This window comes from Burkholderia paludis (genome assembly GCF_000732615.1).
Lineage (GTDB): Bacteria > Pseudomonadota > Gammaproteobacteria > Burkholderiales > Burkholderiaceae > Burkholderia > Burkholderia paludis.
Window position 1 is genome coordinate 17,435 of record NZ_JPGL01000087.1, and the last position, 12,391, is coordinate 29,825.

A 12,391-nucleotide genomic window follows, 5' to 3' on the forward strand; every position below is an offset into this window, starting at 1 on the left:
GCGCGCATGTTCTCGGACATCGATTTCGCCCACATGCAGCGCGCGCTCGCGCTCGCGGCGCGCGGCATGTACACGACGGCGCCGAATCCGCGCGTCGGCTGCGTGATCGTCAAGGACGGCGACGTGATCGGCGAAGGCTTCACGCAGCCGGCCGGCCAGGACCACGCGGAAGTGCAGGCGTTGAAGGACGCGCGCGCGCGCGGCTACGACGTCGCGGGCTCGACCGTCTACGTGACGCTGGAGCCGTGCAGCCACTTCGGCCGCACGCCGCCGTGCGCCAACGCGCTGATCGACGCGCGCGTCGCGAAGGTCGTCGCGGCGATGGAAGACCCGAACCCGCAGGTGTCGGGGCGCGGCCTCGGGATGCTGCGCGACGCGGGCATCGACGTGCGCTGCGGGCTGCTCGCGCATGAAGCCGGCGAGCTGAACATCGGCTTCGTGTCGCGAATGACGCGCGGCCGCCCGTGGGTGCGGATGAAGACCGCCGCGTCGCTCGACGGCCGCACCGCGCTGCCGTCCGGCGAGAGCCAGTGGATCACCGGCGAGGCCGCGCGTCTCGACGGGCACGCGTGGCGCGCGCGCGCATGCGCGATCCTGACCGGCATCGGCACCGTGCGCGAGGACAACCCGCTGCTGACCGTGCGCGGCATCGACACGCCGCGCCAGCCGCAGCGCGTGCTGATCGACAGCCGCCTCGACCTGCCGCTCGACGCGCGGCTGCTCGAAGGCGCGCCGCTGCTGATCTTCTGCGGCCGGCTCGATGCCGCCGGCGAAGTGCGCGCGAACGTGCTGCGGGCGCGCGGCGCGGAAATCGTGCCGCTCGCGAATGCGCACGGCAAGGTCGACCTGCCCGCGATGCTGGCGGCACTCGGTGCGCGCGGCGTGAACGAGCTGCACGTCGAGGCCGGCCACAAGCTGAACGGTTCGCTGCTGCGCGAACGGTGCGTCGACGAGCTGCTCGTCTACCTCGCGCCGAGCCTGCTGGGCGCCGACGCGGCCGGCATGTTCGACCTCGCCGCGCCGGCGAGCCTCGATGCACGCACGCGGCTCGCGTTCCACGGGTTCGAGCGGATCGGCGACGATCTGCGGATCCTGGCGCGCTTCACGCCAGCCGACGCCGCGCGCTGAACGGGATTGTCGTGACCGTCCACGTGGTCGACGGCCACGCGGACGGCTGCGAATGCCCACCCCTCCCGATTCCGCATGCGGTCGAGGCCGCGATGCTGCGCCACCTGCAGGCCGGCGACCAGGTCATTCTTCAGGTCGGCATGATCGCCGGTATGTGGAAAGACGCCTGCCGGCGTCCACCGCCGGCCATCCGTCGACGAGGTCGTCCGGCCTTCGACGGCGCTCCGCGCCGCCGACTCCTCGAATCCGCCCGGTTCGATCAGATCCCGGCACCGGCCCCCGCCCCGCTCACGCCGCCATGCCCGGAATCGCGACGCCGAAAGTCTGCAGCAGCAGGATGGCATTCAGCACGAGGATGATCGCGGTCGCGCCGATCGCGGCGATATCGGTGACGCGGCTGTTCACGAACTCGCCCATGAGGTCCCGGCGGCGCGTGAACAGGACCAGCGCCACCATCGGGACCGGCAGCGCGAACGACAGCACGACCTGGCTGAGCACCAGCGCCTGCGTGGCGTTCACCCCGAGCGCGACGACCACGAACGCCGGCACCATCGTGACGAGCCGCCGCAACCAGACCGGAATCCGGAAACCGACGAAGCCCTGCATGATCATCTGGCCCGCCATGGTGCCCACGACCGAGCTGGAGATGCCGGAGCTGATCAGGGAAATCAGGAAGATGACCGCCGCGCCCGCGCCAAGCAACGGCGTCAGCGTGCGATAGGCGGTCTCGATTTCGGCGACGTCGCTGTGCCCCGCATGGAACGCGGAACTCGCCATGATCACCATCGCCATGTTCACCAGGCCGGCCAGGGACAGCGCGAACACGACTTCCCGGTTCGAAAAGCGCAGCAGCAGGCGGCGCTCGCGCAGGTTGCGTCCCACGATCCGGCCCTGTGTCAGCCCCGAATGCAGGTAGATCGCGTGCGGCATCACCGTGGCGCCGACGATGCCGACCGAAACGGTCAGCGCCTGCGCGCCGGGCAGCGACGGCACGACCGAATGCAGCGCCACCTGGCCCCACGCCACCGGCGCGATGAACATCTCGGCGAGATAGCTCAGGCCGATCACGCCGACGAGCGCGCCGATGATGATTTCCATCGGCCGGAATCCGTTGCGCTCGAACAGCAGGATCGCGTAGGTGACGATGGCGGTGACGCCCATGCCGATCGTCAGCGGCAACTTGAACAGCAGCGCCAGCGCAATCGCGCCGCCGAGGAACTCGGCGAGATCGGTGGCCATCGCCGCCACTTCGCTGACCGCCCACATCAGGTAGACCGCCGGGCGCGGAAACTGCTCGCGGCACAGCTCGGCGAGATTGCGTCCCGTCACGATGCCGAGCTTCGCGGACAACGCCTGGAACAGCATCGCGACCAGGTTGGCCATCGATACCACCCACAGCAGCGAATAGCCGAACTGCGCCCCCGCCTGGATATTGGTCGCGAAATTGCCCGGATCCATGTACGCGATCGACGCGATGACCGCCGGGCCCGCGAACAGCAGCAACGTGCGGGCTCCGCGCCGGTTGCCGGCGAGCACGTCGTGAATCGCGAACGTCGCGCGATCGCTCAATGTGCTCCTGCCCGTCACGGTATTCATCCCGACCTCCGTCGTACGACGCGTTTCTTAAAAACTATCATACGGGCATCTCAATTTCAAATAACTATCGAATCGGGAAACGGGAACCGGCCCCGCGATCGGCGCCCGGCGCCGGCCGCTGGCCCGAGCGGCCGGTTCCCGGCGTGGCGCGTTACGAACCGCGACGCGAGCCGCGCGACGCGGCGCGGAATTCTTCGACGAAGAACTGCAGGCCGCCCAGTTGCTGCGCGAGGTAGCCGCCCGTCGCCATCGATTCCGGTGCGCGTTTGTCGCCGGTGGGCGGATACTCGTTCGAGAAGTCCGCCGTGCCGAACAGCATGTCCCAGAACGGAAAAACCGCGCCGTAATTGCACGAGTTGCGGCCTGCCGCGCGCAGCCCGTGATGCAGGCGGTGAAAACGCGGCGACACGAGCAGCCGGTCGCCGAGCCAGCCGAACGAGAGCTTGATGTTCGCGTGGCTCAGGCTCTCGATGAAGCGCATGAACAGGAACAGCAGCGGGAACTGCAGCGGCGGGATGCCGATCGCCAGGCCGACGACGCCGAACCAGAGCCCGGCGACGAGGTCGTCGAGCAGGTGGTTGCGGTCGTCGGACCAGAAGCTCATCTGCCGCTGCGCGTGATGCAACGCATGCAGCGCATACCAGCTGCGGAACGCATGCGAGAGCCGGTGCCGCCAGTAGTCCGCGCAATCCAGAATGAGCGCGTAGCAGACGAACGTGACGACCGGGTGCCCGAGCAGCGGCGGAACGATCGTTTCGAGCGTCGGCGGGATGTAGCCGAGGCTCACGATGAAGCCGTTGACCCATACCTGCACCTGGTAGAACAGCAGGAAGCTGACGACCGGCAGCACGCCGACCCGGTTCAGGATCGTATAGAACGCATCGGTCAGCACCGCCTTGCGGTCGTCCCAGCGTTCGATCGGAAAGAACGCCTCGAGCGGCCAGCACACCGCGTAGGTCGCGACGACCGCGAAGAAGCCGTACACGCAGATGAGCGCCCAGTCGAACGAGAGCTCCTCCCACTGCATCCAGCCGAAGTGGTAGAGCAGCGGCAGCACGAGATACTGGTCGATCTCGCCGGCCAGCATGTTGAAGAACCTGTCGATGAAAGTCAGCATGGCGAATCCGTTACAGGGTCTCCGCGGTAATCAGGCCGGGCCGGCGCAATTCGGTGGTCAGGAAAATGCCGTGCGGCGAGCGGCCCACGTCGATCGTCTCGTAGCTGCCGCTGACCGGATCGAGCACCGCGACCTGTTCGCGAAAGCGCAACGTAACCCACAGCTTGCCGTCCGGCGCGACGCTGACGTCGTCGGGGCCGGCCCCATGGAACGGATAGGTGCGGCGCAGCGCGTAGTTGACCGGATCGAGCGCGGCGAGCGACCCGCCGATGCGGTTGCTCACGTACAGCGTCTTGCCGTCGGGCGTGAGAAAGATGTTGTGCGGGCCGACGCCGGTCTTGATCCGGCGCAGCACCTTGCCGTCCGCCGGATCGACCTCGGCCACGTGGTCGGCACCCATCACGCAGACGAGCACCTTGCCGTTGTGCCACAGCACGCCCGCCGGCGTGGCGCCCACCCTGGCGGTCCAGCGCACCGTCATGCTGCCGAGGTCGAACGCAACCAGCGTATCGGACTCCTGCATCGAGCTGAAGCTGGTACGCGCGTCCGGCGCGAAGTCGAGGTGGCTCGGCATCCCGCCGGCCTCGAAGCGCTTGACGAGCGCGAGGTCGTCGGCCCGATACACGTCGACATAGTTCAGGCGCAGCGCATTGACGACGAGGTAGCGATGGTCCGGACTGAAGCCGAGCTGATACGGATCGGCGATGGTCTTGTGACCGAGTGCCGTGCCGGTGAGCGGGTCGACGACGAACAGCGCGTTGCCGCTCGCGTCGGCGATGTAGAGCTTGCTGCGATCCGGGGTCAGTGCCCAATGGCTGGGCTCGCGCAGCGTCGGCAGCGTGCGCACGACCCGGTGCGTCGCCATGTCGATGACCGACACGCTCGCCTCGCCCGAATTCATGACGATCGCGAGTGCGGGAACGGAGGTGGGGGCGGAAGCAGCGGCGGCGAGACCGGAACGAAGCGAGAGAAGCGGTGACAGGCTCAGGCCCAGGGGAACGGCAAGACTGTGGCCGAGCCACGTACGGCGAGAAAGCTTCATGAATTGTAAGCGGTCCGAAATAATTCAGCGGCATGTGCATCCGCCGACGGGTATCGCAAGCGGCACGCTGCGGACACTATATCGTCCTGACCTTTCGATTTGCCCAATGCACGCGCAGGTGGGCACGCGCAGGTGGCGGGCGGTGCGGTCGTTCCATTGCGGAACGGCCGCACCGCCGGATCAGGCGGCCCGCTCCGCGACGCGCGCCAGCAGCGTCTCCAGCAATTGCCGCACATGCTCGCGCGCCGCACGCTCGGCCGCTTCCCCGTCGCGCGCCGCGAGTGCGTCGAACACGCGCCTGTGTTCGGCGACGTTGCCCTGCAAGCGTTCCCAGCCTGCCGCGCGGCCGGGGCCGCCGGCGCACATCGCCTGAACCTGCGCGTACAGCGACCGGAGCGACGCCTCGATCGTCGCATTGCATGCGGCGGCCAGCAGCGCATGGTGGAAATCGAGATTGGAGGCCTGATACGCGGCGCCGTCATGCGCGTCGACGGCCTGCGCCTGCCGCGCGAGCGCGTCGTCCATCGCCGCGAGATCGGCCGGCGTGACACGCATGGCGGCCAGCCGCGCCGCCATGCCCTCGAGCGCTTCCCGCGCCTCGAAGATCGCCACGATCCGCCGTTCGTCGAACGCGATCACGAACACGCCCTGGCGCGGCACGACTTGCAGCAGCCCCTCGGCCTCGAGGCGCGAGATCGCGGCCCAGACCGGGGACCGGCTGATGCCGAGATCGCGCGACAGCGCTTCGACGCTAATTTTCTCGCCCGCCTCGAATCGGGCCTCGTCGAGCAGCATCTCGCGTATCGCCTCGTACGCATCGCGGGAAAACGTCGAACGCTCCAACGCAACGCGCGTCATGCGACCCGCCGCCGACGTGCAATGTGAAGCCCCTTGCCGACCGGCACGATCGTCGTGTCGAACTGCCGCGACGCGTCGACCGCGGCGAGATAGCCGGCGATCTCCTCCGGATGCGACAGCGCGTTGTCGGCGACGAGCAGCGCGTCGGCCGTCAGCTTCGGCAGCAAATGCGCGAGCTGCTGCGGCGCGCTCACGCGGTCGGCATCGAAGAACACGCAGTCGAACGGGCCGGTCACGGCCGCGCACACCTGCGTCGCGTCGCCTTCGATCACCTGCGCCCAGTCCTGCAGCGAGGCTTCGCGCAGGTTGGCCCTCGCCTGCTCGGCCTTGCCCGGCGCGTACTCGACGGTGACGAGCGGCTGCCCGTCCGTCTCGCGCAGCGCATGGGCGAGCCAGATCGCGCTGTAGCCGTTCGACGTGCCGATCTCCAGCACGCGCCGGCGCCGCGCGCCGGTGACGAGCAGGTACAGCAGTTCGGCCGTGGGCGGCTCGAGGTTGAGCATCTTGCGGCTGCGGTCGTCCGTACGCGCATCGTTGTCCTGGCCGAACGACGCCAGCCGGGCAAGCACGGCCGATGCCGCGCTGTCGAGTTCAATCATGTCGGTCTCCGTTGCTTCATATTTCGTGTTTCGTGTTTCATGATACGACAATCCGGACGACCGCGTACGACGACCGGCCCCGCCCACGCCCCCGGCCGGACCGCGCCGGAACTCGGCTCCGGCACAACCTGTCTATTCGCCTCCACCAAACCGACAAGGCGCTTGCGTGACCGCTCTCCCCTCGTATCCCGTGTCCCCTCGCCGCTTCACGGTCGACGATCTGTTGTCGCTCGACAGCTTCCAGTTCAACTACGGTCGCACCTGCACGTTGTCGCCCGACGGCGGATCGCTCTGCTTCGCCGTCGTCCGCCCGATGGCCGATGCGCCCCGCTTCGACCGCGCGTACCTGGGCGGGCTCGACCGGGCCGAACTCTACCTGCACGAATTCGCCGGCGGCACGACGCGCCGGCTGGCCGGCGACGCGCGGGCCGGCCGCGCCTGCGGCTCGCCGTCGTGGTCGCCCGACGGGAAACGGATCGCGGCCGCCACGCTGTCGGCCGACGACACGGCCGTGCACGCCGTGCTGATCGATGCGGCCGACGGATCGGCGACGCCGATCACCACGTCGCGCAGCCTCGACCTGTCCCCGCTCGACCGAGACGGGCCGTTCACGTGGCTGGCCGACGGCCGGGTCGCGCTGCCGCTGCTGGCCGAGCACGCCACGCCCGTCATGTCGCACCTGCACCGCCGCCTGTTCGGGAACGCGCGTCAGGCATGGGAAGCCACTGCCGCCGGCACGCGACCGACGGCCGATGTGCTCGACAGCGCATCGTTCGGCGACAAGCCCGTCGAGCCCGCGCGCGACTGGTGGGCGTTCGATCCGGCCGCCGGCGTGCTGTCCGCGCTGTCGCCCGGAGAATGTGCGCAGGCCGGGCTGACGCGGCCGCCGACAACCGACACCCCGCCGGCCGCGCCCGATGCGAACGAAGCGAACGACACCGACGAGCCGCAGGACGGCAGCGGCACGCGCCGCGAACGCCTGCCGGCGGAGGCGGGGCGCCCGTATGCGGCCTTCATCGAGCACGGCCGCGACGCGACCCGGTTGACGATCCGCCTCGCCGGCGCGCGCGATTCGACGGTGGTGTTCGAGACGAATCGTCGGCTGGCGGACATCCCGACCGGCACGACGCACCGGCTCGCATGCCGCGGCTCGGAGCCCGGGCAGCAGCGCTTCGTGGACGTGCTGCTGCCGCCGGATTTCGCGGGTTCGCCTTTGCCGGCGGTCGTCTGGGTGTATCCGTACGAAAAGGTCGCCCCCTTTCCGCACTCGTTCCACGAACCGGACTGCCCGTTGCCGTTCAATTTCCAGCCGTTCGCCGCGCACGGTTTCGCGGTGATCGACGTCAACATGCGGGAGGTGCTGAACGAAGCGCCGGCGACGATGGCCGACCGGATGCTCGAGGATGTGCTCGCGGCCGTCGACGCCGCGGCCGACGCCGGGTACGTCGATCGCGACCGCTTGCATCTGTACGGCCAGAGCCTGGGAGGCTGGGCAACGATGATGCTGCTCGCCCGCACGCCGATGTTCCGCTCGGGGATGTCCAGCGCCGGCATCAGCGACGCGGCGGCGCTCTACACGTCGCTCGACGCGCGCGTGCGCTACGAAACGGGCAACGACGCCCGCGCCGAGCGTTTCGCGCTGGTCGGCAAGATGGTGGCCGACAACAGCTGGAACATCGATGCACCGCCGTGGGACTGCCCGGACGCCTATCGCGCGATCAGCCCGATCCTGAATGCGGCGCACATCACGACGCCGCTGCTGCTCATGCACGGCGACGCCGATTACGTGCCGCTCGAACAGAGCGAACGGATGTTCGCGGCGCTGACGCAGCTCGAGCGCGAAGTCCGGCTGATCCGCTACTGGGGCGACGATCACGTATCGCAATCGCCTGCCAATATCGCGGACCGGTATCGGCGGATGATCGACTGGCTGCAGTCGTTCTGACCGGGCCGGGCGCCGCCGTCGCGGCGCCACGGCGAATGCCCCCGCGTGGCGGCGCATGCACGCGCCGCCACGCGGGGCGCGTCACGCCCGCTCAGTAGCCGGCATCGGCGGCCAGAACCGGCCCCAGCCCGTCGAGCAGCGGCCGCAGCGTATCCGCGTCGGGCCGCCAGGGGCGCAGCGCGTCGCGATAGAGCGGCCGGCGCACCTGGGCCGCGCTTGCCGTCGTCACCTGTCGCCGGGTCTCGTGAAACACCGCGCACCGATCGTTCCAGTCCAGCCCGCAATGCGCGAGCATGCGCCGCACCTGCGCATCGAAATCCTCGACCAGATGCTCGTAGCGGACTTCCAGCAGCGCCCCGGGCGGCAGCGTCGCGTGCCAGTGCGCGACCAGCGCATCGTAGGCCCGATAGAAGCGGCCGAGTTCGCCGAGGTCGTAGCTGAACGGCACGTCGTGGAAACAGCGCGCGAAGACCGACAGACAGGTGTCGACCGGATCGCGCCGCACATGGATGAGGCGCGCGTTCGGCAACGCGAGATGAATGAAGCCGGCGTTGATGAAGTTGTACAGGTACTTGTCGACGATCCGCGCATACGTGCCGCCCTGCGCCTTGCGCGCCATGCGCTGCCGATACGCCGCACCGAGCGCGCACAGCGATTCCGGCGTGGCGGCGGCGAGCCCGTCGAGCGCCAGCCCGCCGGTGCCCGGCGCGATCGCCTGCACCAGGCATTGCGCGAACGCGTCGCTTTCGCCGGCGCCGAACACGTCCGGATGGCTCGCGAGAATCTGCTCGACCAGCGTCGTGCCCGAACGCGGCATGCCGAACACGAACACCGGCGTCGCCGACGGATCGCCCAGGCCGCGTTTCGCCTGCAGCAGGTCCGCGGTAAACGCACCGGCCACCTGTTCCAGCAGGCCGAGCATCGCGGCTTCGTCGTAGCGGGTCAGCGACCGGTAGAGCGTGTTCGCGCGCACGAGGCACTCGAATCCGCGCACCGGCTCGCCGATACCCTTGAGCGACTGACCGTAGGCGAAATACAGGTCGGCCCGACGATCGGCCGACCAGGTCGCCGACTGCGCGACCTGCTTCTCGAGCGACACGAAACAGGGATCGTCGGCGGCGAGCGTCGTGAACTGGACCAGATTGCGGTAGTACGACGCGCTTTGCGGCATCAGCTCGATCGCGGTGCGCCACGCGGCCTGCGCGTCGGCGAGCCGGCCGAGCACGTTCAGGCAGTTCCCGAGGTTGTTGTAAGAGCCGTCGGCATGCGGATCGAGCTCGGTCGCGCGACGATAGCAGTCCACGGCGGCCTCGAACACGTGGTCCTCCTCCCACACCATGCCGAGTCGATGCCATGCCTGCGCATCGCCGGGCGCCTGCGCGAGCGCCGCCTGCGCGTTGGCGAGCGCGGCGGCGCGCACATCGTCGACAGGCGCGCTCATGCGTAGTTACGCCGGCGCAGCGCGGCCGCGCGACGGCCGTCGTGCATGCCGGCGCGCCGGACTGTGGTTGCGCTCATGTGGGTCCCCTTTTCGATCCAGTACGCGGCCCACGTCGTCATTCGCTGCGACGACGCGGGCCATCAAAGGGCCGCAGTATCTTGAAATTATCCGCGCGCTGCGTAACGAATCGATACGGACGTATTACCGACGTAACACGCCCGGCCAGCCCACACGCCCGGCGCCGGACCCGCACGGGCCCGGCCGCACATGCCGGCGCCGGGACTGCATCGCCAAGCCCGGCGGGCACGACCGCCGTTCGCGCGCCGCCCGCCATCGGAGCGCGTGCGCCTTCACGCCGCGTCCCTGCGCGAACGCGCGGGCGCTCATCGTGTCATCGCCGGTAATACGTGTAATCCAGGCAGAAAGGTGATTCAAAGCCGCGCCACCTATAGTCCGACGCCATACGCTGCAACGAAGCAGCGGTGCCCCTCCGCACCTAGACGTGAGGGTGCGACACTTAAAGCCAACGGGGAAATCGGGGCATGTCCATTCAAACACTGACGACGGCACACGACGCCGCCACGTCAAGCACGCGCACCGACGGGGCCGACACGGCCGCAGCACTGGTGCAGCGCGCACTGCAAGTCGAACCGACCGCCCTCGTGCCGCAACTGCTCACGCAAAGCGGCAACACGATCCATCGCGTCGAACTCGCCGACGGTCGAACGGTGGTGCTGCGCGTCAGCTCGCAGCCCGCCGCGTACGCGCACACCGAAGCCAACCTCGCCGCGCTGCGTGCGCTCGGCCTGCCGGTCCAGCAGGTGCTGGCGGCCGGGACGGCCGCGCCGGGCCGATCGTTCGTGATCCTGAACTGGCTGGACGGCTTCGACCTGAAGTTCGCACTGCCGGCCATGCGCGCGGATCAGATGGCCGCGGTCGCCGAGCGTGTCGCCGACTGCCAGCGTCGCGTCGCCGGCCTGCCCGCGAGCCGCGGCTTCGGCTGGGCGCCGATCGGCCGCGACGCCGCGCATGCACGCTGGACCGACCTGTTCGGCGCGCCGGCCGACGCGTCCGTCGCCGTCGAGGCGACTCCGCTGAATCAGCTGCGTGCGCGACTGCGCGCCGTGCGGGCGACGCTCGAGCCCTACTTCGCGGCCTGCACGCCGGTGTGTTTTCTCGACGACCTCACGACCCGCAACGTGATCGTCGACGACGGCGCGCTGAGCGGCTTCATCGATCTCGATTTCGTGTGCTACGGCGACCCGCTGCTGCAGGTCGGCACGACGCTCGCCTATCTGGCCGCCGATGTCGGCGACGCGGGCCGTGCGTACGGAGATGCGCTGGTCGACTGCTGGTCGCCGTCCGGCGACGCGCGCCGCGCGATGTACTTTTACGCGGGCCTGTGGGCGACCGGCTTTCTCGCCTCGGCCGAAGCCGCCGGCGATGCGTGGCGGATCCGCGTGCTCGAACCGGCGGCGCGAGCCCTGCTGGATGCCGCCGAAGCAGACTGACCGCGGGACGACATCGATGACATCCAATGCCCTGAATTTCTCGGGCGGCCCGGGCGCACTGCCCGAGGTCGTGCTGCGCCAGGCGCACGAGGCAATCGTCGCGCTGCCGGAAACCGGCGTGTCGGTCCTCGGCATGAGCCATCGCTCCGACTGGTTCCATGCGCTGCTCGACGAGGCCGAGCGCAACCTGCGCACCTTGCTCGGCGTGTCGGACCGCTACGCGCTGATCTTCCTGCAGGGCGGCAGCAGCCTGCTGTTCGCGACGATCCCGATGAACTTCGCGACGCGCCGCCACGCACCGCCCGCGTATGTGAATTCCGGCTACTGGAGCAGCCGCGCAAGCGCCGAGGCGGCACGCGTCGGCACCGCGCGCGTGGCATGGTGCGGGCGCGACACCGGCTTTCGCCGGCTGCCCGCGCTCGAACAGCTCGCGCTCGCGCCCGATGCGGCCTACCTGCACTACGTGTCGAACGAAACCGTCGAGGGGCTGCAGTTCGACACGCCGGCGGCCGCGCCGCACGACGTGCCGCTCGTCGTCGACATGTCGTCCGACTTCCTGTCGCGGCCGCTCGATACGAGCCGCTTCTCGATGATCTACGCGCATGCGCAGAAGAACCTCGGGCCGGCCGGCGTCACGGTCGCGCTGATCGACCGTGCGCTGCTCGAGCGGGTTCCGGACAGCCTGCCCGGCATCCTCGATTTCCGCACGCACGTCACGCACGGCTCGAACTACAACACGCCGCCGGTGTTCGCGATCTACGTGCTGACGCTGGTCACGCGCTGGCTGCGCGACGAGATCGGCGGGCTCGCGGCCATGCAGCACATCAACGACCGCAAGGCGCTGCGTTTGTACGACACGCTCGACGCGCTGGGCGACGCGGTCGCCGTGCATGCGGAGCAGCCGTGGCGCTCGCGGATGAACGCCGCGTTCACGTTCGGCGATGCGAGGCTCGACGGTGCGTTCGCCGCCGCGGCCGCGCAGCGCGGCATCATCGGGCTCGACGGCCACCGTTCGCTCGGCGGGCTGCGCGCGTCGCTCTACAACGCCGTCACGCCCGGCGCCGTGGATACGCTGTGCGAAGCGTTGACCGAATTCGCCGTCGCGCACGCGTAAGCCGCACCGCCACCCCGGCCTCTGCCCCTTCTACACATCT

General features: G+C 69.3%; 10 protein-coding genes. 4 read left to right on the forward strand and 6 right to left on the reverse strand.

Translation table 11 applies throughout. The features are described 5' to 3' along the window. The first annotated feature begins 6 nt into the window (after window positions 1-6). Window positions 7-1,128: a bifunctional diaminohydroxyphosphoribosylaminopyrimidine deaminase/5-amino-6-(5-phosphoribosylamino)uracil reductase RibD gene (gene ribD / locus GQ56_RS0135820; RefSeq protein ID WP_031403222.1), complete on the forward strand. Its 1,122-nt coding sequence runs from the start codon at window positions 7-9 to the stop codon at window positions 1,126-1,128. Window positions 1,129-1,416: 288 nt separating this feature from the next. Here the strand turns inward: ribD and GQ56_RS0135825 are convergent, their stop codons facing one another. The 5 genes from GQ56_RS0135825 to GQ56_RS0135845 form a co-directional block, all read right to left on the reverse strand. Continuing rightward, window positions 1,417-2,724: an Nramp family divalent metal transporter gene (locus GQ56_RS0135825; RefSeq protein WP_031403223.1), complete on the reverse strand. Its 1,308-nt coding sequence runs from the start codon at window positions 2,722-2,724 to the stop codon at window positions 1,417-1,419. Between the two features lie 151 nt (window positions 2,725-2,875). Beyond that, the gene (locus GQ56_RS0135830) at window positions 2,876-3,841 is read right to left on the reverse strand and encodes a sterol desaturase family protein (protein ID WP_031403224.1); all 966 of its coding nucleotides are present in this window, start codon (window positions 3,839-3,841) and stop codon (window positions 2,876-2,878) included. Window positions 3,842-3,851: 10 nt separating this feature from the next. Then, window positions 3,852-4,883, reverse strand: a complete 1,032-nt coding sequence (locus tag GQ56_RS0135835; RefSeq protein ID WP_031403225.1) for a YncE family protein — start codon at window positions 4,881-4,883, stop codon at window positions 3,852-3,854. Window positions 4,884-5,063: 180 nt separating this feature from the next. After that, window positions 5,064-5,741: a GntR family transcriptional regulator gene (locus GQ56_RS0135840; RefSeq protein WP_031403226.1), complete on the reverse strand. Its 678-nt coding sequence runs from the start codon at window positions 5,739-5,741 to the stop codon at window positions 5,064-5,066. Next, a complete protein-coding gene (locus tag GQ56_RS0135845; RefSeq protein ID WP_031403227.1) occupies window positions 5,738-6,340 on the reverse strand; it encodes an O-methyltransferase in 603 nt (200 codons plus the stop codon). The genes GQ56_RS0135840 and GQ56_RS0135845 overlap by 4 nt, the downstream gene beginning before the upstream one ends. Before the next feature lie 166 nt (window positions 6,341-6,506). Here GQ56_RS0135845 and GQ56_RS0135850 point away from each other — a divergent pair, with 166 nt between their 5' ends. Further along, window positions 6,507-8,285 (forward strand): S9 family peptidase, encoded by a 1,779-nt coding sequence (locus GQ56_RS0135850; RefSeq protein WP_152601957.1) that lies wholly within the window; start codon window positions 6,507-6,509, stop codon window positions 8,283-8,285. Window positions 8,286-8,376: 91 nt separating this feature from the next. Here GQ56_RS0135850 and GQ56_RS0135855 read toward each other — a convergent pair whose 3' ends face one another. Then, window positions 8,377-9,726 (reverse strand): sulfotransferase family protein, encoded by a 1,350-nt coding sequence (locus GQ56_RS0135855; protein WP_031403229.1) that lies wholly within the window; start codon window positions 9,724-9,726, stop codon window positions 8,377-8,379. A 542-nt stretch (window positions 9,727-10,268) separates the two neighbouring features. Between GQ56_RS0135855 and GQ56_RS0135860 the strand changes: the two genes are divergently transcribed. Continuing rightward, window positions 10,269-11,237 (forward strand): phosphotransferase family protein, encoded by a 969-nt coding sequence (locus tag GQ56_RS0135860; protein ID WP_031403230.1) that lies wholly within the window; start codon window positions 10,269-10,271, stop codon window positions 11,235-11,237. Between the two features lie 16 nt (window positions 11,238-11,253). Continuing rightward, a complete protein-coding gene (serC, locus tag GQ56_RS0135865; RefSeq protein WP_031403231.1) occupies window positions 11,254-12,351 on the forward strand; it encodes a 3-phosphoserine/phosphohydroxythreonine transaminase in 1,098 nt (365 codons plus the stop codon). The last annotated feature ends 40 nt before the right edge of the window (window positions 12,352-12,391 follow it).